Raw genomic sequence first — 24,947 nt, 5'->3', positions numbered from 1 at the left:
AAGAGAGTAGTTATACGGAATAAACTAATCGATAATGGAGGAATTATTATGGCAAAGTTAAATGTAACGATTTGTGGTCTAGAATTTGTAAATCCAGTTATGCCTGCTGCTGGGCCGCCAGTAAAGGATGGAGCTATGTGTCAAGCTGCAGCGCAAGGTGGTGCTGGGGGGATTGTAACTAAGACGATTTCAGTCGAGCCAGCAGATGTACCTCGGCCTTGTATGGCAGAAATTAAAGGTGGATTTTTAAATACGGAGCTTTGGTCTGAATTGCCCAAAGAGCAATGGCTTGCGACTGAATATCAATTGGCTAAGGATACAGACTTACCAGTAATTGTTGGCCTGGGTTATACGGCTGACCAAATTGCAGAATTAGCACCCTTAGTTCGTCCTTATGCTGCCGCCTTAGAATTGTCGACCCATTATGTTGGGAATGATATTTCGCCCATTATTAATGCATTAAAGGCTGCAAAAGCAGCTGTGGACATTCCTGTCTTTATGAAAATGAGCCCACATCCTAACATTCAGGAAATTGCAAAAGCTGTGGAAGAGGCAGGTGCTGATGGCTTAGTCATGATAAATTCTTTTGGTCCTTGTTTTGGTATTGATATTGAGACTGGTTTGCCATTAATGGGGAGTTCAGGAGGTTATGGCTGGTTATCAGGCGCTGCGATTAAACCCCTAGCTTTACGTTGTATTTATGATGCTGCACGCGTAGTGAACATTCCAATCATTGGTGTTGGAGGAGTGACAAACGGTCGTGATGTGGCAGAAATGTTTATGGCAGGTGCCTCAGCGGTGCAAGTGTGTACGGAAGCCATTCTAAAAGGCCCTACTGTTTACGGAAAAATTGTAAAAGAATTAAATGATTTTTTAGATAGTCATGGTTATGAATCAGTGGATGAAATTAAAGGCTTGACCATTCGCAAAATGGCTGAACAAAAGATGCAGCGCCAATTGCAGGTACCAGTAGTTGATATGAAAAAGTGCATCTTGTGTGGTCGTTGTGAAATTAGCTGTGCTTATGATGCTATTTCTAAAAAAAATTGGCTGAAGATTGATGGAGAAAAGTGTTTTGGCTGCGGTTTATGTATCAGCCGTTGTCCTAAACAAGCTTTGAGAATGCCATAAAAATTTTTTTACCTATAGCTTAGAAGAAAGGAGTCTATATAATGGCGACGATATTGACAGGGGGAACAGTTGTCACTGCTGCTGATTGTTATCAAGCAGAGGTGCGGATTGAAGGCGAAAAAGTAGTAGCCATTGGTCAAGATGTATTCCAACCTGGAGATCATCACATTGATGTTGAGGGATGTTTTTTATTTCCTGGTGGAATTGATCCTCATACACATTTTGATCTGCCTGTAGGTGATATAAAAACGGCTGATGATTTTGTCAGTGGTACGCGGGCAGCAGCTGTCGGCGGTACAACAACAGTGATTGATTTTGCTACACAGAACAAAGGTGAAAGTTTAGCTACAGCCTTGTTCAATTGGCATGAGAAAGCCCGTGGACAAAGTTATATAGACTATGGTTTTCATCTGGCTATCAGTGAAGTGACAAAGGATGTACTTGAAGAGATGACTACCTTGATTTCTAAGGAAGGTGTTTCATCCGTTAAGTTATATATGGCTTATAAAAATATTTTACAAGTCGATGATGGTGCACTGCTCAAAGTGTTAAAACTTGCAAAAAAAGCAGGTCTATTGGTTTGTGTACATTGCGAGAATGGGGATGTCATTGATGTATTGGTGAATGAAGCGCAAAACAAAGGGCAAATTGAGCCGCGTTATCATCCCTTGACTCGTCCTATTGCCATTGAACGGGAAGCCACTGGTCGCGCTATTTGTCTTGCTGAACTGGCTGATGCACCTCTTTATATTGTTCATGTAAGTTCAGGAGCTGCTCTAGAGATGGTGGAGCAGGCTAGACTGAAAGGATTTCCAGTCTATGCTGAAACGTGTCCTCAGTATTTGTTGTTAGATGATTCCTACTATGAAACCTCAGACTTTAGTGGAGCAAAGTATGTTCTATCACCACCCCTGCGGCCTGTTTCTAATCAAAAGGCCTTGTGGGCAGGTTTAGACAGTAGCAGCGTGGCTACTGTTGGATCAGATCATTGCTCTTTTAATTTAAAGGGTCAAAAAGAAAAGGGGCTAAAGGACTTTTCCCAAATACCCAATGGGGGCCCTGGGGTGGAAAATCGATTTGGCCTATTATATACCTATGGCGTCGCTAATGGAAAAATTAATCTCAATCAGTTTGTTGCACTGACATCGACGAATGCTGCTAAATTGTTTGGTTTATTTCCCCGTAAAGGAACCATCGCCGTAGGAAGTGATGCGGATTTAGTTGTGTGGGATCCTACTGTGCAAGAAGTGATCACAGCAAAAAAACAGATGCAGCAAGTGGATTACAATTTATATGAAGGATTTTGTCAACAAGGTAAAGCTCGTCATGTATTTTTACGTGGCCAACATCTTGTTAAGGAAGGTATTTTGCAGGAAGAGGGACCTGCTGGCTCCTATCTGAGGCGTACATCATACTGTGAAGGGAGGGATGGCAGTGTTTGAATTTAAAGTGAATGGTCATGAGGTTATCGTTGCTGAAGAAATGAATCTATTGGAATTTCTTAGAGAAGATATACGCTTAACTTCAGTAAAAAATGGTTGTGGCGAAGGGGCCTGTGGGGCTTGTATGGTCCTTGTTGATGGAAAAACAGTTAGGGCGTGCCTTTTGACAACGAGTAAAGTACATGGAAAAAACATCATCACGGTCGAAGGATTAACAGATCAAGAAAAAGAGATTTATACTTGGGCTTTTGGCAAAGCAGGAGCTGTTCAATGTGGTTTTTGTATACCGGGAATGATCATTAGCGCGAAAGCATTATTAGATGGAAATCCTACGCCAACGATAGAGAATGTAAAAATGGCGATTAATGGAAATCTCTGTCGCTGTACTGGTTATGTGAAAATTGAAGCTGCAATCATGCTGGCGGCTAAAGCTTTTCGCGGTGAAATACTGCCAGAGTCTCTAGAGCCAGGTAGCCGTATTGGTGTAGGTAAAGTCAGAGTGGATGCCAAAGAAAAGGTACTAGGAACAGGTCAATATGTGGATGACCTGCAGGTAGAGGGAATGCTTTACGCGGCTGTCCTTCGGACTCAATATCCTCGGGCCTTGGTAAAAAAAATCGATATTTCAGCAGCTCTTTTGTATCCTGGGGTGGAGAGTGTGCTAACGGCCAAGGATGTTCCAGGGGAACGGTTTTTAGGTCATCTCGTTCATGACTGGCCCGTAATGATTGCCGAAGGCGAAGAAACCAGATATATTGGTGATTCTCTGGCTTTAGTGGCTGGCATATCAAAACAAGTTGTTCGTCATGCCTTAGAGTTGATTAAAGTTGATTATGAAGAACGCACACCCATATTGACACCTGAAGAAGCCTTGGCAGAAGGTGCACCGATTCTTCATCCTAAAGGAAATCTATTAGCGAATATTCAATTGGAACGTGGTCATGTTGCACAGGCCATTGCTGAGGCAGCTCATGTCGTAACCTATACCTATAAGACACCGCCTACTGAACATGCTTTTATGGAGCCAGAAAGTGCTTTGGCAGTGCCAAACTCAAATGGTACCTTGACTGTATATACGGGCGGGCAAAGTGTTTATGATGAGCATCATGGAATAGTAGCCATGCTTGGTGTAGCAGGAGAAAAAATTCGGGTTATTAGCAAACTTGTAGGTGGTGGTTTTGGCGGTAAAGAAGATTTATCTGTACAACATCATGCTGCTTTACTGGCATGGCATACGCAAAAACCAGTAAAATTGACCCTAAGTCGTAAAGAAAGTATATTAGTACATCCCAAACGTCATCCAATGAACATGGAATTTACCACAGCTTGTGATGCAGAAGGCAAAATCACGGCAGTGAAGGCATATATTGTAGCGGATACGGGAGCTTATGCTTCCCTTGGAGGACCTGTATTACAGCGGGCTTGTACGCATGCTGCTGGTCCCTATGAAATTGAAAATATCCAAATTGAGGGAATTGGTGTCTATACAAATAATCCGCCTTATGGAGCTTTCCGTGGTTTTGGCGTGACTCAATCTTGTTTTGCTATGGAAAGTAATTTAAATGTATTAGCTCAGCGGCTCCAACTATCACCTTGGGAAATTCGTTTTCGTAATGCGATTGAACCTATGAAGATTTTACCGAATGGGCAAATAGCTGACGAGGGTACAGCATTTAAAGAAACATTGCTAGCTGTAAAGAGTATTGTTGAAGCTTATCCAGAGGCTGGAATTGCTTGTGCCATGAAGAATAGTGGAATTGGTGTTGGAGTACCTGATATCGGACGTGTAAAGCTTAAGATACAAGATGGTCGGGTCATGATTTGTACGAGTGCAGCTTGTATGGGGCAAGGGTTGGCTACAGTTATGGTACAGATTGTCGTTGAGGCAACTGCTTTACCTAGTGAATTGATTCAGGTACATGATCCGGATACGGCGATTACTCCGAATGGTGGTACTTCGACTGCTTCGCGGCAAACTTTATTTAATGGGGAGGCAACAAAACTAGCTGCCTTAGACTTACGAGCCGATTTAGAAACCCATTCCTTAGCCGAACTAGAAGGTAAGGAATATTATCGAGAGTATAGCGGAATTACAGATCCTATGAACTCTACAAAAAAGAATCCTGTTAGCCACGTAGCTTATGGCTATGCAACGCAAGTAGTGATTTTAGATGCTGCGGGCAAGGTGGAAAAGGTGATAGCGGCTCATGATATAGGAAAAGCTATTAATCCTATTAATATTGAAGGACAGATTGAAGGTGGAGTGGTCATGGGTCTTGGCTATGCCCTGACGGAAGATTTTCCACTGAAAAATGGTGTACCAACTGCTAAATTTGGTACGTTAGGATTATTGCGTGCTAGTCAAGTACCCAAAATAGAATGTATTTTAGTGGAAAAGAGTTATAGTGAGGTTGCCTATGGTGCGAAAGGCGTTGGGGAGATCGTGACTGTTCCCACAGCGCCTGCTGTGGCAGGTGCTTATTATCAACGAGATGGAAAGATGCGTACCAGTCTACCTCTGCTTGAGACTCCGTACAGTAAGAAGAAATAAAGAAGTTACATTGAAGAATGTGATTGTCATATTGTGCGGCTGTCGAGGATGGGAGTATAGGGCATCGCTTGCTTCCTACGTAACGCCGCTCAACCCTATACTCCCATCCTCGACGATTCTTGTTTAGATTTTTTTATTTAGCCCTATACCCCATTACTGGAGATTGCTCTTCATCATGGCTAATTCAATGTATATCTATCAAAAATTTCATAAAAGGAGATACTAACATGACAAAAAAAATGTCCTGGACTATGAATCAAATGCAAAAAACAACAGGGGTGTCTACGGATTTCCTCAGTTCTTCTGAAATGCAAAAGGTTAAGGCCTTTCATATGAGTTTTCCAGAATATGCTGAAACGCCATTGCGTAGTTTAGAAAATTTATCAAAACGATTAGAAGTAAAGGGGATTTATGTAAAAGATGAATCTTATCGTTTTGGGCTGAATGCCTTTAAGGTACTCGGTGCCTCTTTTGCTATTGCCAAATATTTAGCGAAACGTCTACAACGTGATATTGGAGAATTGAGTTTTTCAATGCTGGCTTCTCCTGAGGTTCGAGAACAATTGGGTGAGATTACCTTTGTGACGGCGACAGACGGTAATCATGGCAGGGGTGTAGCATGGGCTGCTCGTCAATTGCAGCAAAAGTCAGTCGTTTATATGCCTAAAGGATCTTCTTTGACTCGCTTGGAAAATATCCGAGCTGAAGGTGCAACGGCATCCATCACGGAACTTAATTATGATGAAGCCGTTCGATTAGCGGCAGGGAAAGCTGAAGAACATGGTTGGGTGATGGTACAGGATACAGCTTGGGAAGGATATGAGGAAATTCCTGAATGGATCATGCAAGGTTACGGGACTATTGCGACTGAATCACTAGAGCAATTGCAGAGGGTTGGCGTTGAAAAACCAACACATGTTTTTGTGCAAGCAGGTGTGGGATCTTTTGCGGGTGCCATTCAAGGATGTTTTGCCTCATTATTTGGTCATGAACGTCCTAAAACCGTTGTCGTTGAGGCGAATGTAGCTGATTGTCTCTATCAGTCAGCCATTGCTAATGATGAGAAACCAAGAATTGTTGGTGGTGAGATGAATACCATCATGGCTGGTCTGGCGTGTGGCGAACCAAATCATGTGGGCTGGAATATTTTGCGAGATTATAGCGATCTGTTTTTTTCTTGTCCTGATGAAGTCGCAGCAAAAGGAATGCGTATGCTGGGAAATCCGATGGGCTCAGATTGTCGAGTCATTTCAGGTGAATCTGGGGCTGTAACTGCTGGTTTATTGGCTCTTATTTTAGAAAAAGACTGTTTAGCAGAAGTTAAAAAAAGTCTACAACTTAATCAAGATTCTTGTATTCTTCTCATTAGTACTGAAGGGGATACAGATCCTGAAAAATATCGTAGTATCGTTTGGGATGGAGAATATCCGAGTTGTCAATGAGACCGAGGAAAGGTGGAGTGATGATCAATGATGAATGATAAACGCCAAGAAGAATTAATTGAATTATGCCAAGAATTAATTCGCCAAAAAAGCTATTCTGGAGCAGAAGATCAAGTAGTACACAGTATGGAGAAAAAATTTAAAGAACTTGGTTTTGATGATTGTTTTATTGATGAGTATGGCAATATAATCGGACATATTAAAGGGAAAAAGCCAGGGAAAGCTCTGCTGCTTGATGGACATATTGATACGGTACCTGTAGCTGATGCGTCAAAATGGCAACATGATCCTTTTGCCGGTGAGATTGCTGATGGCAGGATTTATGGACGTGGTGCTTCTGATATGAAAGGCGCTGTCAGCGCCATGATGATGGCGGCAGCCTTCTTTGCCGAGGATACCCAGCGTGAATTTTCTGGTGATATTTATGTATCGGGTGTTGTACATGAGGAATGTTTTGAAGGAATCGCTGCACGCATGATTAGTAAAAGGATAAAACCTGATTATGTTGTGATTGGTGAAGCATCAGAACTAAATTTAAAACGTGGTCAACGTGGTCGTGCTGAAATCGTGGTAGAGACTTTTGGAAAACCAGCCCATTCTGCTAATCCAGAAAAAGGCGTCAATGCTGTATATAAAATGGCCCATTTAATTGAAAAAATTCGCCAGCTTGAGACGACTGTTCATCCTGTACTTGGCAAAGGAATTTTGGAACTGACAGATATTAAATCCGCTCCTTATCCTGGGGCATCTGTTGTACCAGAATATTGTCGTGCAACGTATGACAGACGTTTGCTTGTTGGGGAAACAAAAGAATCTGTTCTAGCGCCGATTCAAGAACTCATCAAGACGATCGAGCAAGAAGATCAAGACTTTAAGGCGACTGCATCCTACGCCGTGGGTACGGAAAAATGTCATACAGGAGCAACGATCGAGGGTGAACGTTTCTTTCCTGGATGGTTGTATGATGAGCAAGATGAGTTTGTTCAAGGGGCACTTCAAGGGTTAAACGACGCTGGTATCAATCCAGAAATTACCCAATATTCTTTTTGCACCAATGGTAGTCATTATGCTGGAGAATTAGGTATTAAAACCATTGGTTTTGGACCATCCAAAGAAAATCTAGCTCATACCATTGATGAGTATATTGAAATCGATCAATTAGTTAAAGGGGCTCAGGGCATTTATGGAATTTTAAAATCAGTGCTAACAGTAAAGTAGGTGAGAATGATGAGAACCATCATTATAAACGGCATGATCGTTGATGGTACAGGCGGAAAACCTTTTAGCGGTAATCTAGAAATCCAAAAAGGACGCATTGTGAACGTGGGCCAGATCAAAGAGCAACCAGGTGACAGAGTCATTGATGCAACAGGATTGATTGTTGCCCCAGGTTTTATTGACACTCATAGTCATTCAGACCTGCAAATACTACTAAATCCATATATTGAAGCTAAGATTCGCCAAGGCGTCACCACAGAAGTGTTAGGGCAAGATGGAATTTCTATGGCGCCTTTGCCTCTTACTTATATTAGTCCTTGGCGTAAAAATTTGGCTGGACTTGATGGTGATAGTGATGAACTTGATTGGACCTATAAAACGGTGGATGGTTATTTGGAGCGGATGGAAAAGCAAGGAGTAGGCCTTAATGAAAGTTATCTGGTTCCCCATGGCAATATCCGTATGGAGGCTATGGGGCTGGATAATCGCCAACCAACTGAGGCTGAAATTCATAAAATGTGTGCAATTACCCGGCGTGAGATTGAATCGGGCGCTTATGGACTGTCGACAGGTTTGATCTATATGCCGTGCGCTTACTCGCGAACCCAAGAAATGATTGATATGTGCAAAGTTGTAGCTGAATACGATGGCGTTTTTGTTGTACATCAACGTAGTGAAGCAGATACGATTTTAGAATCAATGGCAGAAGTCATTGAGATTGGCCGGCAGTCAGGAGTTAAGATTCACTTCTCTCATTTTAAAGTTTGTGGCAAAAAAAATTGGCATGTCATTGATCAAGTAGTAGAGTTGTTAGCACAGGCGCAGGCCGAAGGAATTCGAGTGTCTTTTGATCAATATCCTTATGTCGCTGGTAGTACCATGCTCGGTGTGATTCTACCACCGTGGGCTCACGATGGAGGGACAGATAAACTCTTAGAGCGACTGCTAGATCATGAATTGCGGCAAAAAATGATTGATGATATGGAGCAAGGCTTGCCAGGTTGGGATAATTTCGTTGATTTTGCAGGAGTCGATCAGATTTTTGTTACGAGTGTAAAAACGTCTGCAAACCAAGACCTCATTGGCAAAAGTTTGCTAGAAATCGGTCAAATACGCGGAAAAGATGCTTATCAAGCAACGTTTGACCTTTTATATCAAGAAGAAAATGCTGTTGGGATGGTTGATTTTTATGGTATAGAAGAGCATGTCATTCGTTTTTTAACTTGTCCAGAGCAAAATGTTTGTACCGATGGACTGCTCGGTGGTAAACCTCATCCTCGTGTATTTGGCTCATTCCCACGCGTCTTAGGTAAATACGTACGGGAGGAGCAAGCCTTGTCTTTAGAAAGCGCAGTAAGAAAGATGACAGGTAAACCGGCTGAGGTATTTGGTTTGGCAAAACGAGGACTCCTTAAAGTTGGCTGCTATGCAGATATCGTGATCTTTAATGAAGCAACAGTGGGAGATCGAGGAACCTATGTTGATCCAGTTCAGTATCCAGTAGGGATTGAGCATGTATTGATTAATGGTTATCATGTGGTCGATAATGGTCACTATCACAAAATATTGGCGGGGCAGGTATTGCGTAAGAAACAGTTAGGGTGATGGATGATTGGAGGGAAGAACTTAGTGATTATATTGAAAAATGCAACCGTCGTTGATTTTAGCCCTGCGACAGTACAAGCGGGTTTAGATATTGTGATAAGTGGTAGCAAAATTATTGCTGTTGGTAGGAGTGTGGCGGCAAATTATCAAGCTGATCGTATTCTTGATATGAAAGGTGCCCTCGTAATGCCAGGACTAGTCTGCAGTCATAACCATTTTTACTCTGGTTTGGCTCGCGGTATTACTGCGAAGATTCCCCCCAGCCCTGATTTTATCTCTATGCTTAAAAACCTTTGGTGGCGGCTAGATGTAGCCATTGACGAAGAAGTTCTTTACTATAGCGCAATGATATGCGCTCTTGAAGCCATTCGCGCTGGTACAACCACTGTGATTGATCACCATGCTTCGCCAAGTTTTATTAAAGGTTCCCTTCGTGTCCTCAAGCAAGCTTTTGAAGAAGTAGGACTCCGTGGTATTACTTGCTATGAAACGACAGATCGCAATGGTGGCATGCAAGAAGTTGAGACTTGCATTCAAGAAAATATTGATTTTGCAACACTTTGTGACGCTGATAAAAAAAATAAAGGTGATGACTATTTAGTTGAAGCCATGATTGGCGGTCATGCTCCAATGACAATGACTGATCCTGCTCTTAAATTAATGGCAAAGGCCGTATGGGAAACGAGACGGGGTGTGCATATTCATGTCGCTGAAGATCGTTATGATGTGTCCCACAGCCACCATATATATGGGAAAGATGTGATGGTGCGTCTTAATGATTTTGGTTTAATTAATGATAAGTCTCTTTTAGTCCACGGTGTGTACCTATCTGATCAGGATATTGCTATTATCAATGATCATGACGCTTTTTTAGCACATAATGCGCGTTCGAATATGAACAATCATGTGGGGTATAGCAATAAGTTATCTATGTATAAAAATTTAGTGCTAGGTACTGATGGTATGGGCAGTGATATGTTTGAAGAAATGAAATTTGCTTTTTTCAAACACAAAGATATGGGTGGTCCATTATGGCCTGATACTTACTTACAGTTTTTATACAAAGGAAATGAGCTTGTTTCTCGTTACTTCAGTGCTCAGTTCGGTCGAGTTGCACCTGGATATAAAGCTGATTTGACGGTTCTTGATTATCAATCTCCGACGCCTTTAACGGCTGAAAATATCGGTGGGCATATTGCTTTTGGTTTGAATTCACGTGATGTAACTACGGTCATTATTAATGGTCAGGTTATCCTTGAAAATAGACAGTTTCCCTTTGATGTCAGCGCGATTTATGCCAAAACTCAGAGAATTTCCCAAGATTTATGGGATAAAATGGATGTATTTATGTAATATTTGTTACTTTACCAACACCAAAAGCCGTATGATTGCGTAGAATTTTTTCTACCATATCCGTTTGTGTTTTTTCGCAACTTACAATAAGCACTAGTTCAGAGGCTTTACTTTTTCGCTGAGTCGATATTTTTCTCTTGGTCAACAGATAATCTAGTGCAAATCCTATGATTGCCCCGATTGCTAATCCAATCAGTCCCCAAATGATAGGACCCCACAGCCAGATAAAGCCATAAATGACTCCAAGTGTCATACCTGCGGTGGCAAATACGGAAGAGGTATCGAATATACTGACCCCATCGGACCGATGGATGGTATCTAAAATTGCAAAATCTTGTTCTTCATGTGTAAGGGGTATCGCCAAAATTTTTTCTTTGGCGATGCCTTTTTTTTCAAGCTCAGTGATTGCTAGCTCAACGAATTGGGAATGGTCAAAAGTTGCCGTTATTAACACTTTCAGTGCCACCTTCATTTTTAGAATAGGAAGTTCAAGGGGAAATAACTGGTATCTTTTCTCTAGATATTCGTCCAGTTCGATATCGAAAATTTTGTTTAATTCTACTGTCGAGGAGTAGGCCTCATAGGCTGCATAACCATAAATCGAAGGCATGAAGAGCATCCACTGAGGATCGGCGACAGTGATTGCTTGACTGAAATCTCCCATCAAGGTAAATTGTAGAACTTGGAATATTCGAGAATAATAAGCACAGACGAACCAAAATGCAATTAAAAAATAGCCAGTGGCCATCCGAAGAACGTACATATGCCCTAATCCAGGCAAAACAAAACTCCAAAAAAGACTAATCCAAGGAACTCTTTTGTCCAGATAGTTGATGGAAAAGGGGATCATCTTGAATACATCAATAGGAGCTTTTTCTCTAGCGGCAAGCACGGCAAGTTTATTGGTGTTCACGGTCAGGTTATAGGAATCCCATATACCATAAACATAAACGAGAACATAACCTAGAAGCCATCGTGTATCGAGAACTGACTTGGCTAGATCGAACTGTCCTGTAAACGAATACACGATTGCCATGTTTAAATTTGCCTGCATATTGATAATAATTTCGAGAAGTACTAGCACGTAGCCTTTCACATAACTGCCGACCATCATCTGTCCAAAACCTGCGAAGGACATGGCCCACCAAACAGCTACCAATGGATGTCTAACATGCATTTGCATCGTATCGAATCGTGAGAGATCCAATCTTTTGCGCCGTGGGGTGTAACTATCGCTCATGGAGTGTTCTCCTTTATACAGAACTAGCTTAGTTATTATGCCCATTTAAAGTCATAATAACTAAGCTAGTTCTGTATAAAGGGATTTATAGACAATATCTTCACGAAAAGTTTTTATTTTACGTGAAGATATTGTCTATAGGGGATAAGTTTTTAGGCGGCTTGCAAAGAACATATGTACTGTGGTATAATTTCCCCAAATAGAACATTTGTTCTAGAAGGGGGGTGTTTGCATGTGAATAGGATCCTGCTGGCTGTTTTTTTAATTGTCTTTTTATGGTCGATTACACCTTTAGCTAGTTCTAATGCTTATCTTGAAGCAAATTGTTATACAACTTTTTATGTAAAATCTGGTGATACAGTCTGGGGAGTTGCCACACATTATGTAACTGCTAGAGATGATATAAGAGATCTAACCCAAGCGATTAAACAGTTGAATGGTCTGAATAATAATGCTCACATTTATCCAGGACAAGTGCTAAAAGTACCTGTCAAATGAATTATTTTACTCCCACTGAAGTTTATGACTTTATCGGAGGAATCAGCATAAGCCAAGTTTTTTCTTACGTTGTAAATAAATGAGATACCACCTTTTTAAGATCAGAGTCAGGATGATATTTGCGCTATAAAATATACATAAATATAATAAGTGCTCCCAGTCCCAAAATCCAATCAACATATAGATCCATACAACAGCGATAAATATTGAAAAAATTAAGCATAGAAGGTTTACATAGATAGCAATTTTAAAACCTTTTAAAAGATTTTGCGGAGTCAATAACTTATCCATATGTCACCTCGTAAGAAAAATTTGATACATATAGTATTACCTAAAATAACCATTTTATTCATATAAAAAAGTCTTTTTTATACTACCTGGATGTAAATAGTATAAAATTTATTCTGCTATATAAACAAAATCCCAGGGTTTTTCTGAGGGTATTTGGTTTTTACAAATTTTAAGTATATAATTAAATCATATTTATGGGTTATTGATATAGTTATGAATATAAAAATGATGTCAAGTTGAGGGAGCGTATAGATAATGAACCAAGTCTTATTAACAGAGCAGTCTTTTGCTGAAACAATCGCAGAGTGTGGTGGACGGGTATTTCGGGTGGGTGGTTGTGTTCGAGATCAATTTATGGGAGTCATACCGAAAGATATCGATTTTTGCATTGTTGGTATGGTGAAGAAAAACTTTAAAGCCATATTTCCTGATGCTGAGGAACGCGGTAAGTCTTTTCCTGTATTTCACTTATTTATTGATGGTGTAAAATGTGAATTAGCCTTTGCGAGAACGGAACGAAAAGTGAGTAGTGGCTATAAAGGCTTTAAAGTTTCAGCTAAGCCTAAAATAAAAATTGAAGAAGATCTTTATCGACGTGATACGACAATCAACTCCATTGCCATGGATTGTTTAACGGGTGAGATTGTTGATCCTTTTAAGGGAGTTGAAGATATTCAAAGCAAACTGCTAAGAGCCACGAGTGAGCATTTTCCCGATGATCCAATGCGCTCTTTACGTCTGGCAGGTCAATCGGCTCGGTTTGGTTTTACAATTCATCCTGAAACGCTCATTTTAGCAAGTGCTGTAGTAGATGAACTGAGAGATGAACCTGCTGAGCGTATGCTCATGGAATTGACAAAGGTTTTAAACGATGCTCAAGAGCCAAGTACTTTTTTTCGTGTTTTGGCAGAAACTAAGTTATTGCCAGTGACCTTTCAAGAAATCTCAAATTTACCGAAAGAAAACTTTGAAAGAGCAATGGTCGCTTTAGATGGAGTAGCGCAATTGACCAAAAGTCCAAAACTAAGATTTGCTGCTTTGGGGTTAGTATTAGATAAGGAGACTTTACTAAGTTGGGATCATAAGATGAAGTTGCCAGGGGACTGGCTTGATTCGGCAATCACAATGAATAAGTTTACAGGATTATTAGAAATTCCAAGCGCTGAAAAAATTGTAATGGCAATTAGCACTTTACGGCGTGGTGCATTGAGTGTAGAAGAATTTGATATGGTTACTCGAGGAGCTAGGTTAGATTTACCTGTATTGGGTACTTTTAAAGCTGCTATGAGCACATTTCAGCAAAGTGACATGCCTAAGGAGTTAAAAGGGAAAGAAATCGGTGAATGGTTAAGAAAGAAACATATTGAGATGATTGGAAAAATATTATAACTAAAAAACCAGCACCTTCTTAACGCTAAACGTTAAGAAGGTGCTGGTTTCTTTTAGAAAATTCATTGAAAATTTTTATTTCAGTATGTAGAGTTTAGAACTATTTATTGTTAACTTCATTGATTCGATTGGCTAGTTCCTCAGGGCTTATATCATTTTCAGTGAGGGTAGAAATCTTTTGATTTCCTATGTAGACGGCTCCATCATCGCCAATGGTGGCAGTATCTATGAGGTTGTTATGATAAACTTTAGCCAAGTTTCCAGCAATGAGATAGGCGCGTTCTTCTGCTAGGTAACGATTGGTTTTAACCGGTGTTATGATTTCTTTATTATCGATCATCACTGTCTTGTCATTTTTAACACGTACATGCTGATTACTATAGGCAGTTAATTTAGCTGAAAAATTATTAACCCGATCACTGGTTTTAGGATGATTATTAGGATTGATCACTTCCACCAATCCTTCGTGATGTAATTCTCCATACATTGAACGCATCTTTACCATAGAGGCAGCTGCCCCACCAGGATTAAAACCAGCAGCTGTTGCATAGGTAAAACCTAGGTTGTCAGCTTCCCACTCTTGCCCCATAGTGAACATTTCATTATTAATATAATTGGCACCGATGCCCGACAAAATATAACTGGTATTATTTTGATTATTGGATAAGAAGAGGTCAACAGCCAACCCTAGGCTAACGCCTTTTGTAATACCTGTCACGACATGTTTTTTCTCACCATGACCTATTTCATGGCTCATAACGAGTGCTAATTCATCGTCGTCTAAAGTATCCAATGCACCTTTATTAATGGTGATTACGTTGCCTAAAGTACAAAAGGCGTTGAAATCTTTTTTAGGATTGGCGTAGATTTCGTATTTGTTTTTTATTAAGCCAGGATTTTTAAGCTGATTTTCAATCGATTGTATCCGTTGATTTGCTTCTTCATCATGATAAACACCAGTTTGTTTCTGTGTTGTTGCGAGACTGTCTTTTTGTCCTTTATCATTAACATTATTATAATAAGCTGTGACAAGCGTGACCGCCGCCGCAGAATAAAGTAGTTTTTGTGCAAGAGTAGCTGCTTCTACTTTCTTCAATTGAATAGCTGGCATAATCAATAAACAGGTAATTAACGAAAATATTATTGATTTCTTAAAAAAAATTCTTGAGAACAATGTTAATTCCTCCTTGTTTTTTGTACAGTTTTAAAGTTGGAAACTATGGTAATTTAATCATATAGAATCTACATCATCCCGTCAAGCAATCCGATTCATTAAGATGTATTTCATAAGAATTTTATTGAAAAATAGAGGAGAAATAGTTGTGAAAACAACTATTTACTGGTATTATGGAAATATTGCAAATGGACATTTATAGGGAGGACATTTTAATGACCCGGAAGCCATATATAGGAAAATGGATATCGTGTTTATATCGAATTGGACAATCATATTTTGATCACTATTTTGTCGAGTACGGAATTGGCCTTGGACATTATTCCTGTCTTTTGTGTTTATTTCGCCAAGAAGGAATTACCCAGGAGGTGATCAGTAAATTTACCAATAAAGATAAAGGGACGATAACTCGTTCGATTAGAAAATTAGAATCCTTAGGATATGTAGAAAAACAAATTGATTCTGATGATCGGCGCGCTTATAAAGTTTACTTAACGGAAAAAGGCAAGGCGATCGAACCTGAAGTTCGCCAAATTCTTAAGAAATGGGCAGAAGCAGTTACTGCTGGATTTTCACCGACTGAAGCTAAGATTGCTTATGAATTAATAGAACGAATGGCACTAAATGCTATTGAGCTTAAAGAGAGTATGAATATTGACAGAAAATAATTAAGAGGTGGAAACATTGAGTGACGCAAGGCATTTGAAAAAATATTTACCCGGAACGAACCAGAAGACAAAAATTTTAATTATGATTGGTATCATTTTGCTACTCATCGCCGCTTTTTATGGTTTTAAAGCTAAAACTACTGTGAAAGGACAGCGAGCAGGAGAGATGAAACCGGCAGTCGATGTTCTCACTGTTGCACGTAAAGATATGACGCGCGAAGTTGTGCTAACAGGTCAAACTGTACCTGTATTTCAAGTGGATATTGTTGCTAAATATACAGGAAGAATCACTGGGGTTAATGTGGAGTTAGGTCAACATGTATCCCAAGGTCAGAATTTAATTGTTCAGGATATGGGCGATGTTGATATATCAATTGCCCAAAATGGAGCGAGCCTACGACAAGCTAATGCCGATGCCATTGAAAGTCAGGCAAATTTTGAAGCAAGTTATCAAAAAGCCCAAGATGACTATCAGCGTGCGATGACGAGTTTAAGACGTTATCAAACTCTCTATGAACAAGGTGCCATATCAAAAGAAGTTCTCGATAATACGGAGCAACAAGTTACGACAGCACGTGCTGCTCTTGAAACTTGGTCTAAGCAAATCGCAGCAGGAAATGCTGCAACGGTTTTGTCGAAACAAGCTGCGAGTGATAAAGCTCAGAGTACAGTCGATGCTTTGATCAATCAAAAAAATGATCTAATTTTACGTGCACCGCGCGAGGGTATCATTGGCTATCGACAAGCCGAAGTAGGGACGATGGCGCAAGCTGGGGTAAAATTATTATCGATTGTTGATAATAGTCATATCTTTGTTGATTGTGCAGTTTCAGAACAAGATATTGGACAAATTACTCTAGGTATGCCTACTGTTATTTCTGTTGATTCCTTGGGAAAAACCTATGCAGGAAAGATTACTTATATAAGCCCTGCAATGGATACTAAGACACAAACTTTTACCATTCGTATGGATCTTGATCATCCTGATGATCAAATTAAAACAGGGATGTTTGCAAGAACGAATTTAACAGTATTATTGCGATCAAAAACTTTATTTGTACCCAAAGAAGCTGTTCTTTCCATGAATGGAATCTCTCGTGTTTTTGTTATTGATAGCAATAGTAAAATCATTGAAAAAACTGTAAAACTTGGCTTAGTGAATGATACAAGTGTAGAAATTCTTACAGGGATCGATGAAGGTGAGCAGATAGCAGTGACGAATTTAGCTCGTCTTAAATCAGGAATTGCAGTGACGATCAATCCTATTTCTCAATAATGAATGGGACTGAATTTTTATACATAGGAGATGTTCCATGAATATTACTCGATTTTCTATACAAAGACCTGTTGGTATAACAATGATCATTATGTTGTTTGTTGTTCTTGGGCTTTATAGTTTTCAGCGAATTGGTGTTGAACTTCTGCCAGCCTTAAATACTCCATATGTTACAGTTTCAGTTCATTATGCTGGTGCAGGTACTGAAGAAATGGAACTACAAGTTATCAAACCATTAGAAGATTCACTATCATCTGTGGCCCATTTAAAACATATGACTTCAATTGCTCGCCCGGAAAATGCGAATATTATTCTTGAGTTTGAATTTACAGCGAATGCTGATATTGCATCGATTGATGCAACAAAGCAAGTGAATGCAGTAAGACGTAAACTTCCAGATAATGTGGATGAACCTGTTGTTGTCAAACGTGATATTAATGCGACACCTATTTTTGAAATTGCCGTAACATCAAAGCAACCTTTATCCGATTTATATACAAAAGCAAATGACGTTTTCAAAGAACGTTTACAACGTGCAGAAGGCGTTTCTGAGGTCACTCTGTACGGTGGTCGAGATAAAGAAGTTGCTGTAGAAGTGGATAGTCAGAAACTACGCTTTTATAACCTCTCTCTAGGTCAGATTGTTAGTAAGATAAAAGGGGAAAATTTGCTGCTCCCTGCAGGGACTTTGTATAATGATAAAATGCAAACTGATGTGAGGATGCTTGCCCAGTATCAAACTCCAAATGAAATAACAAAGTTACAAGTTACGAATGGAGATGGAATTGCTGTACCCTTAAAGGATGTTGCTACAATCAGTGAAAAAGATAAGCGAGTGAGTCGTTATAGCCGTGCAAATGGTTCAGATGCTGTTTCATTGTCTGTTTATAAAAATAGTGATGCAAACATTGTGGATACAAGTAAAGCGACAAGTGAGCAACTTGCTTCTTTAAGGGCTGAATTTCCTGATTATAATTTTGTAGTGATCACCGATTCGTCACAATTCGTTGATAATTCTCTTCACAATACATTTGGTAATATTGTAGAAGGTCTTTTTACGACAGGGCTTGTGTTATATCTCTTCCTGCGTGGCTGGAGATCGACGGCCGCTGTTCTCGTTGCGATTCCTACATCATTGATCTCAACCTTTTTTGCTCTTTATGTAGCTGGCTTTACCTTCAATATGATGTCATTGATGGGAATGGCTTTGTGTATTGGTATTTTAGTGGATGATTCAATTGTTGTACTTGAGAACATCCATCGCCATATGCATATGGGGAAATCGCCCAATATTGCCGCTGAAGAAGGACGGACTGAGATTGGTATGGCTGCCATTGCCATTACTCTTTGTGATGTTGTTGTATTTTTACCTATTGCGTTTATGAATGGTATGACAGGTCAGTTTTTTAGGCAATTTGGATTAACGATTGTTTTTGCGACTTTATTTTCCATGTTTGTATCCTTTACATTGACGCCTTTACTCGCCTCTCGATTATTTAAAAATGGAATTGTTGAGCCAAAAGGATTTATTTGGGATTTGATGGAGAAAGCAGAACAAAAAGTGATAAGAAAATATGAATCAATCTTACGCTGGAGCTTATTCCATGCTAAGAAAGTTGTTTCAGTCGTTCTTGTTTTATTCATTCTTTCAGTAGCCTTAGTTCCTCTTGGATTGATTGGGTCAGAATATATGCCTCGTACCGATGAGGGGAGTTTTAGGGTTTCTGTTGAATTACCAGTGGGAAAAACCATTGATCAAACTAATACGATCATTGATAATTTAGAAAAGTATTTTGCTTCTGTTCCTGAGGTTGTCAATTGTTTATCAAGTGTAGGTACTCCAACAAGCAATAATGGTACGATTTCTGTTCGTCTTCTCGATCGCAAAGATCGAAAACGTACTGTTTGGCAAGTGACGGATGAAGCACGTGCTTATGCTGCCAAAAACATTCCTGGGGCGATCATAAGAATTAATGAAACACAAAGCTCCGTTGCAGGTGTTTCTGGTAGTGGTGGTAATGGACCTTCAGCTCCAGTACAAATTGAAATATTAAGTGCTGATATGGATAATTTAGTAAAAGCTTCTTATGAAGTTCAAAAGTTACTATCTGACATGAAGGGGCTTAAAGATATTCGCAGTTCTTATACTGAAGGAATGCCTGAATTACAGCTTACTGTCGATCGTGATCGACTAAAATATTATAATTTATCTATTGCTCAGATCAATAATGACTTTAGTGTTGCCATTGCAGGGCAAACGGCTGGTGTCTACGCTAATGACCCGACGAATGATGGTCAAGACACAGATATTATTGTCAGACTTAAAGGAAGTGACGGCTTTAAGGCATCTGATATTCGTTCTTTGCCAATTATGGCAGGAAATCGTCAAGTGTTTCTTGGAGATGTGGCAACCATTCATGAAGGAACAGGACCGGTGATGTTAAGGCGGATTGATAAACAACGAGCCATTAGCATACAAGCAAACATAACGGATCGGCCGCTACAGGAAGTATTAAATGAAATTAAAACCAAAATTACGCCTCAAGAGTTAGGTCCTGGTGTAAGTTATCGTTTTTCTGGTCAAGCAACAAGTATGAATGATTCCTTTGGTGAGATGCTCCAAGCCCTTGCTTTGTCTCTCATTTTAGTGTATATGTTACTTGCTATTCTTTACGAATCGCTGTTGACCCCTTTCATTCGTATGTTCTCTCTTCCCCTAGGGCTTATTGGTTCCCTATTGTTTTTAGTCATAACCAATAATACAATTAATTTATATTCGTTGATTGGCATACTGGTCATGGATGGGCTAGTTGCTAAAAATGGTACACTGCTGCTCGATTATACCTTAACCTTAATGGATCAAGGAATCGACGCCTATGATGCGATTATTGAAGCAGGGAAAACTCGATTAAAGCCTATTATTATGACTACGATTACCATGGTCGTTGGCATGTTACCAACAGCATTAGCAATGACAGAAGGATCGGAGACCAGAGTGAGTATGGCTTGGGTTCTGATTGGAGGTCTGCTTACCTCTACAGTCTTTACCCTCATTATTATTCCCATTATTTTTATGTTTTTTCATGATTATCCAATTAAAAATTGGTTTAAAGAAATAAAAAATTGGTTTAAACGTAAAAATAAAATAATTTTAGAAAAATAAAATAGGAAAATATGTAAAAATTTTTAAAAAGATCAGGCTTATGGATGAATAAAAGAGGAATTTAATTACTATTAATAGAAATACTATCGGATAGCAATGTAATGTTTTTTGGAGGTAGGTATATGACGACAGAAACGATAATTGGTGAAACTATTGATAACTATGAAAATTTTATTAATCCTGCCCTGGCAAAACTTTTTCGCTTTATGGGATTGGCAACCGTAGAGTGGGAAGCTGAAGGTAGTATCATACGTGACATTAATGGAAAAGAATATATCGATTGTTTGGGTGGTTATGGCGTATTTAGTTTGGGCCATCGCCATCCCAAGGTCGTAGAAGCTGTGAAAGAACAACTGGATAAGATGCCACTTTCCAGTAAAGTACTCTTTAATAAACCTATGGCTGATTTATCAGCTTTATTAGCTGAGATTACGCCAGGAGAACTTCAATATAGTTTTATTGGTAATAGTGGTACTGAAGCTGTTGAAGGAGCATTAAAATTGGCTCGTATTCATACTGGACGTACCAAGGTCATTTCTACTATTAATTCTTTCCATGGTAAAACACTAGGAGCTTTGAGTGCTACTGGCCGTGATTTATTTCGTGATCCTTTTAAACCTTTATTAAATGGTTTTGAACATGTTCCTTTTAATGATATCACAGCAATCCGTGCAGCCATGGATGATGAAACGGCAGCTGTTATTATTGAACCGATTCAAGGAGAAGGGGGCATTATTGTCCCTGATGATGATTATTTGCCCGCAGTTCGCAAACTTTGTGACGATTATGGTGCCTTGCTGATTTGTGATGAAGTACAAACGGGGCTAGGGCGTACAGGAAAAATGTTTGCTGTCGATCATTATCATGTAGTTCCTGATATTTTAACGACAGCTAAAGCTCTAGGTGGCGGTGTGATGCCGATTGGTGGTTTTACAGCAACACCAGCTATATGGGAAAAATATATCACCAGTCCATTTTTACATACGTCCACTTTCGGTGGTAATCCATTAGCATGTGTAGCTGCCATCGCTGCAATTCGTGTTTTGCAAGATGAGAAGATTGTAGAGCGGTCTGCAAAAACAGGTGCTTATTTTCTAGAAAAATTACATGGACTACAACAAGCATTTCCAGATGTGATTCAAGAAGTACGAGGCAAAGGTTTGATGATTGGTATTGAGTTAACGAAAGAAGGCATTGGTGGAGTATTGATGTCTGAAATGATTAATAAAGGCATTTTAGTTGCTTATACCCTTAATAACCCTAAAGTCATTCGTATAGAACCACCGCTCATTATGAGTCAAGAATTAGTTGATAGAGTCATGAAGGCATTGGCTGAAGCCGTTGAAGTCGCTCATGATATGATTGAAGATTTGTAGGAGGATTTATTATGCCATATGTTGAGGTAACAATTTCAGTTGGTTGTACGAGGGATAAAATTTATCCAATTTTAAAAAATATGGAACAATATCCAGAATTTATGGCTGATTTGGTGAGTGTAGAAGTCTTAGAACGGACAGCGAATACGACTCTTACTAAATGGGTTTCAAATGTGGATGGGCGGGTTATTAAATGGACAGAACTTGATACTTTCGATGATGAAAATATGCATATTTCTTATCAGCAGGTTGATGGAGATTTAAAAAAAATGGCTGGTGAGTGGATCTTGACACCAACTCCTGAGGGAACTGATATAAAACTAACAGTAGATTTTGAATTTGGTATTCCTATGATTTCAGGTCTGTTAAATCCTATTTTAAAAAGAAAAGTTCGTGACAATAGCATGAATATGTTGAGGGCTGTTAAGGAAAAGATGGAAATCAGTGCTTAATGTGGATATGTGAGGTGATGTGAATTTGAGTACGATATGGGTGACAGTTTTATTGGCTGGGCTAACGGGGTTATTATTGGCTGTAGGGGCTTTTTTTGGCGGTACAATTGGTATGACAATGATGCTTGTTTTATCTTTGCTGATGAATTTTGGTAGCTATTGGTTTAGTGATCGCATTGTTTTGAGTATGTATGGTGCAAAAGAAGTCACTCCCCAGGATGCTGCTGACTTAATCCGAATGGTTTCTGGTTTGGTGCAAAAAGCTAAATTGCCAATGCCTAAAGTCTACATTATCAATACGGATGTACCCAATGCTTTTGCAACGGGGCGTAATCCTACCCATGCTGCAGTAGCCGTAACAACTGGTCTTATGCGCACTCTGAAATATGAAGAATTAGAGGGCGTGATAGCTCACGAATTAGCTCATATAAAAAATAGGGATACTCTCACTAGTACGGTGATTGCCAGTATCGCTGGTGTCATCACGATGATTGCAAATATTGCTCAGTGGACAGCCTTCTTAGGTCTTGGGCGTACTGATGATGAGGAAGGGAATGGACTTTTCAGTCTTGTTGAATTTATCTGCTTAGTCATATTAGCACCTTTGGCAGCAACGTTGATTCAGTTAGGTATATCTCGCTTGCGAGAATTCTCAGCTGATGAAGTCGGGAGCAGTATTTCAGGAAATCCTTTAGCCCTTGCGAGTGCCTTAGAAAAAATTGAGTATTATGCACAAAATAAAGTGATGCTGGAAGCAACTCCAGCTACTTCTCATATGTTTATTATTAATCCACTGAGTGGAAGTAGTAGTTGGTTAAAAAATTTATTTAGTACTCATCCTGGGACGGGTGAACGTGTTGCGCGATTAACAGAATTGTCAAAACGTACACGCTAAAACTTGAATATAATATACAAAAAGATGTAGATTAAGATGAAGAAATGGTGGGGAATGTAGTGGAAAATCAATTGATATCATATCAAGGTATAACCCCTAAAATCGACGAGGATGTATTTTTAGCAAAGGGCGCTTATGTAATCGGTGACGTTAGTGTGGGCCCGCGTGCAAATATCTGGTTTAACACTGTTATTCGTGGTGATGTGCATCCGATTACAATTGGTCGTTATACTAATATTCAAGATAATTGTACCGTTCATGTTATGCATGATCACCCAACTGTTGTTGGAGAGTATGTGACGGTAGGACATGGTGTCACTTTACATGCTTGTCATGTTCAAAATAATTGTCTGATTGGGATGGGAGCTATCATTTTAAGTTATGCTGAAATTGGCGAAAACTGCATTATTGGTGCAGGTGCGCTTATTACTGAGCATAAGAAAATCCCACCTAATTCCTTAGTGATGGGTTCACCAGGCAAGGTAGTACGTACTGTAACAGCTGAAGAAATTGAGGCCATTCGACAATCGGCCATACACTATTATGACGAATCCCAAAAATATCGTTAGATAATGGGGGGACAAGGATGGAAAAGACATTACTGTTGTTAAAACCTGATGCTGTTGTGAGAGGCGTTTGTGGAGAAATCATTGCGCGTTTTGAACAACGCGGTTTAAAGCCCATTGGGATTAAAATGCTACAGTTATCAAAAGAGCAAGCTGAAATTCATTATGCTGAACATCAAGGCAAAGTATTTTTCGAAGAACTTGTTCAGTTTATTACCTCAGGTCCCCTAATTGCCATGGTCGTATGCGGCGAAAATGCAATTAAACTGACTAGAATGATGATGGGCGCGACGAATCCTTTGGATGCGCCGGCAGGTACCATCCGTGGGGATTATGCAACAACTATGAGAAGAAATATTATTCACGGCTCCGATGGGCCGACGAGTGCTGCCAGAGAAATTAAAATCTTTTTTGAAGATCATGAACTGTTTGGTAACTAGATGAAAAAAGGGAAGGCAGGGATGAGGATGAAAGTATATACTAAAACAGGTGATAAAGGTTTAACTGGTTTGTTAACGGGCGAGCGTATTGAGAAAGATAGTCTGCGCGTAGAAGCTTATGGTACAATTGATGAAATCAGTTCTGCTTTGGGTTTGGCAAGAGTCTGGTCAAAAAATACTGAGGTCAAAGAAATTATTTATAACTCGCAAAAGGTATTGATGATGCTCATGGCTGAAGTTGCTAGTGTAGCTGGCGATACACATTATATTACTCAAGAGCATAGTGCTCAGTTTGAACAATACATTGATCAACTTGATGCTAAATTACCTCCTTTAAATGCGTTTATTATTCCAGGTGGGAATGCTGGTGCAGCGGCCTTGGATTTGGCGCGAACTGTAACAAGGCGGGCTGAACGCCAAGTACTTCGTTTATCGAGACAGGAAGAGGTCAGTGAACATGTCTTGATCACCCTTAATCGTTTATCTGATTTATGTTTTATCCTGTCACGAACTGAACTTGTAGAAATCAAGGTAGAAAATAAGGTGAAGGAGAAGGGCGATTTTATAGGATAAAGAAATATTCCCTTGGTATGCACCAAATGGCTCACATCGGCATAGATTGAAAATAGATAGTGTGGTATACGTAGAAGTTGTTTTAAGTCATAAGGGGGCGAAAGTGGTGAAACCGTTAAAGGTTTATGTCTTGTCATTACCAAAACCACTACGTAGAATTATGCAAATCTTTTGCAAAAATTGTTGAAATAAGTCATCAAAATA

Annotated in this window: 20 protein-coding genes; 18 read left to right on the top strand and 2 right to left on the bottom strand. The window is 39.6% G+C overall.

All coding sequences use genetic code 11. From position 1 onward, the window contains the following. Positions 1-48: 48 nt before the first annotated feature. The 7 genes from ACAN52_RS13850 to ssnA all read left to right on the top strand — a co-directional run bounded on the left by ACAN52_RS13850 (position 49) and on the right by ssnA (position 10,742). Entirely contained in the window at positions 49-1,131 is a 1,083-nt protein-coding gene (locus tag ACAN52_RS13850; protein ID WP_378955495.1) for a 4Fe-4S binding protein, read from the top strand. 41 nt (positions 1,132-1,172) lie between these two features. Next, positions 1,173-2,573 (top strand): dihydropyrimidinase, encoded by a 1,401-nt coding sequence (gene hydA, locus ACAN52_RS13845; protein ID WP_378955494.1) that lies wholly within the window; start codon positions 1,173-1,175, stop codon positions 2,571-2,573. Continuing rightward, complete coding sequence (xdh, locus tag ACAN52_RS13840) at positions 2,566-5,124, top strand: selenium-dependent xanthine dehydrogenase (protein WP_378955493.1); 2,559 nt, start codon at positions 2,566-2,568, stop codon at positions 5,122-5,124. Before hydA ends, xdh begins: the two co-directional genes overlap by 8 nt. Positions 5,125-5,351: 227 nt before the next feature. Continuing rightward, a complete protein-coding gene (gene dpaL / locus ACAN52_RS13835) occupies positions 5,352-6,566 on the top strand; it encodes a diaminopropionate ammonia-lyase (RefSeq protein WP_378955492.1) in 1,215 nt (404 codons plus the stop codon). A 27-nt stretch (positions 6,567-6,593) separates the two neighbouring features. Continuing rightward, positions 6,594-7,784 (top strand): YgeY family selenium metabolism-linked hydrolase, encoded by a 1,191-nt coding sequence (locus ACAN52_RS13830; protein ID WP_378955491.1) that lies wholly within the window; start codon positions 6,594-6,596, stop codon positions 7,782-7,784. Positions 7,785-7,790: 6 nt separating this feature from the next. Further along, a complete protein-coding gene (locus ACAN52_RS13825; protein WP_378955490.1) occupies positions 7,791-9,389 on the top strand; it encodes an amidohydrolase family protein in 1,599 nt (532 codons plus the stop codon). Positions 9,390-9,413: 24 nt separating this feature from the next. Next, the gene (gene ssnA / locus ACAN52_RS13820; RefSeq protein ID WP_378955489.1) at positions 9,414-10,742 is read left to right on the top strand and encodes a putative aminohydrolase SsnA; all 1,329 of its coding nucleotides are present in this window, start codon (positions 9,414-9,416) and stop codon (positions 10,740-10,742) included. Here ssnA and ACAN52_RS13815 read toward each other — a convergent pair. Further along, complete coding sequence (locus tag ACAN52_RS13815; protein ID WP_378955488.1) at positions 10,735-11,982, bottom strand: hypothetical protein; 1,248 nt, start codon at positions 11,980-11,982, stop codon at positions 10,735-10,737. The genes ssnA and ACAN52_RS13815 overlap by 8 nt on opposite strands. A 234-nt stretch (positions 11,983-12,216) precedes the next feature. Between ACAN52_RS13815 and ACAN52_RS13810 the strand changes: the two genes are divergently transcribed. Continuing rightward, on the top strand, positions 12,217-12,480 hold the full coding sequence (locus ACAN52_RS13810) for a LysM peptidoglycan-binding domain-containing protein (protein WP_378955486.1): 264 nt from the start codon (positions 12,217-12,219) through the stop codon (positions 12,478-12,480). A 546-nt stretch (positions 12,481-13,026) separates the two neighbouring features. Beyond that, a complete protein-coding gene (locus ACAN52_RS13805) occupies positions 13,027-14,160 on the top strand; it encodes a polynucleotide adenylyltransferase (protein ID WP_378955485.1) in 1,134 nt (377 codons plus the stop codon). Positions 14,161-14,260: 100 nt separating this feature from the next. Here ACAN52_RS13805 and ACAN52_RS13800 read toward each other — a convergent pair whose 3' ends face one another. Continuing rightward, the gene (locus tag ACAN52_RS13800; protein ID WP_378955484.1) at positions 14,261-15,334 is read right to left on the bottom strand and encodes a M48 family metallopeptidase; all 1,074 of its coding nucleotides are present in this window, start codon (positions 15,332-15,334) and stop codon (positions 14,261-14,263) included. A 215-nt stretch (positions 15,335-15,549) separates the two neighbouring features. Between ACAN52_RS13800 and ACAN52_RS13795 the strand changes: the two genes are divergently transcribed. The 9 genes from ACAN52_RS13795 (at position 15,550) to ACAN52_RS13755 (ending at position 24,743) form a co-directional block, all read left to right on the top strand. Continuing rightward, positions 15,550-16,002 carry a MarR family winged helix-turn-helix transcriptional regulator gene (locus tag ACAN52_RS13795; protein WP_378955483.1) on the top strand — a complete coding sequence of 151 codons (453 nt, stop codon included), beginning with the start codon at positions 15,550-15,552 and terminating at the stop codon, positions 16,000-16,002. Positions 16,003-16,018: 16 nt separating this feature from the next. Continuing rightward, the gene (locus tag ACAN52_RS13790; protein WP_378955482.1) at positions 16,019-17,278 is read left to right on the top strand and encodes an efflux RND transporter periplasmic adaptor subunit; all 1,260 of its coding nucleotides are present in this window, start codon (positions 16,019-16,021) and stop codon (positions 17,276-17,278) included. Between the two features lie 37 nt (positions 17,279-17,315). Further along, a complete protein-coding gene (locus ACAN52_RS13785; RefSeq protein WP_378955481.1) occupies positions 17,316-20,441 on the top strand; it encodes an efflux RND transporter permease subunit in 3,126 nt (1,041 codons plus the stop codon). Positions 20,442-20,563: 122 nt separating this feature from the next. Beyond that, positions 20,564-21,817 (top strand): acetylornithine/succinylornithine family transaminase, encoded by a 1,254-nt coding sequence (locus ACAN52_RS13780; protein WP_378955480.1) that lies wholly within the window; start codon positions 20,564-20,566, stop codon positions 21,815-21,817. 11 nt (positions 21,818-21,828) lie between these two features. After that, positions 21,829-22,269, top strand: a complete 441-nt coding sequence (locus tag ACAN52_RS13775) for a type II toxin-antitoxin system RatA family toxin (protein ID WP_378955479.1) — start codon at positions 21,829-21,831, stop codon at positions 22,267-22,269. A 25-nt stretch (positions 22,270-22,294) separates the two neighbouring features. Beyond that, positions 22,295-23,164 carry a zinc metalloprotease HtpX gene (locus ACAN52_RS13770; RefSeq protein WP_378955478.1) on the top strand — a complete coding sequence of 290 codons (870 nt, stop codon included), beginning with the start codon at positions 22,295-22,297 and terminating at the stop codon, positions 23,162-23,164. A gap of 59 nt (positions 23,165-23,223) precedes the next feature. Beyond that, a complete protein-coding gene (locus tag ACAN52_RS13765; RefSeq protein ID WP_378955476.1) occupies positions 23,224-23,733 on the top strand; it encodes a gamma carbonic anhydrase family protein in 510 nt (169 codons plus the stop codon). Positions 23,734-23,750: 17 nt separating this feature from the next. Next, positions 23,751-24,170 carry a nucleoside-diphosphate kinase gene (gene ndk, locus ACAN52_RS13760; protein ID WP_378955475.1) on the top strand — a complete coding sequence of 140 codons (420 nt, stop codon included), beginning with the start codon at positions 23,751-23,753 and terminating at the stop codon, positions 24,168-24,170. Between the two features lie 27 nt (positions 24,171-24,197). Beyond that, complete coding sequence (locus ACAN52_RS13755) at positions 24,198-24,743, top strand: cob(I)yrinic acid a,c-diamide adenosyltransferase (RefSeq protein WP_378955474.1); 546 nt, start codon at positions 24,198-24,200, stop codon at positions 24,741-24,743. Positions 24,744-24,947: the final 204 nt, after the last annotated feature.

It is taken from the genome of Pelosinus sp. sgz500959, assembly GCF_042610375.1.
Lineage (GTDB): Bacteria > Bacillota > Negativicutes > DSM-13327 > DSM-13327 > CTSoil-075.
Note: the sequence above shows the minus strand (reverse complement) of the source record. Positions and strands in the feature narration are given on the sequence as shown.

Bases quoted from the DNA above. Each gene is read 5' to 3' on its own strand.
- ACAN52_RS13850 (WP_378955495.1), top strand. From the start codon at position 49: ATGGCAAAGTTAAATGTAACGATTTGTGGTCTAGAATTTGTAAATCCA.
- hydA (WP_378955494.1), top strand. From the start codon at position 1,173: ATGGCGACGATATTGACAGGGGGAACAGTTGTCACTGCTGCTGATTGT.
- dpaL (WP_378955492.1), top strand. From the start codon at position 5,352: ATGACAAAAAAAATGTCCTGGACTATGAATCAAATGCAAAAAACAACA.
- ACAN52_RS13830 (WP_378955491.1), top strand. From the start codon at position 6,594: ATGATGAATGATAAACGCCAAGAAGAATTAATTGAATTATGCCAAGAA.
- ACAN52_RS13825 (WP_378955490.1), top strand. From the start codon at position 7,791: ATGATGAGAACCATCATTATAAACGGCATGATCGTTGATGGTACAGGC.
- ACAN52_RS13815 (WP_378955488.1), bottom strand. From the start codon at position 11,982: ATGAGCGATAGTTACACCCCACGGCGCAAAAGATTGGATCTCTCACGA.
- ACAN52_RS13805 (WP_378955485.1), top strand. From the start codon at position 13,027: ATGAACCAAGTCTTATTAACAGAGCAGTCTTTTGCTGAAACAATCGCA.
- ACAN52_RS13795 (WP_378955483.1), top strand. From the start codon at position 15,550: ATGACCCGGAAGCCATATATAGGAAAATGGATATCGTGTTTATATCGA.
- ACAN52_RS13785 (WP_378955481.1), top strand. From the start codon at position 17,316: ATGAATATTACTCGATTTTCTATACAAAGACCTGTTGGTATAACAATG.
- ACAN52_RS13780 (WP_378955480.1), top strand. From the start codon at position 20,564: ATGACGACAGAAACGATAATTGGTGAAACTATTGATAACTATGAAAAT.
- ACAN52_RS13775 (WP_378955479.1), top strand. From the start codon at position 21,829: ATGCCATATGTTGAGGTAACAATTTCAGTTGGTTGTACGAGGGATAAA.
- ndk (WP_378955475.1), top strand. From the start codon at position 23,751: ATGGAAAAGACATTACTGTTGTTAAAACCTGATGCTGTTGTGAGAGGC.
- ACAN52_RS13755 (WP_378955474.1), top strand. From the start codon at position 24,198: ATGAAAGTATATACTAAAACAGGTGATAAAGGTTTAACTGGTTTGTTA.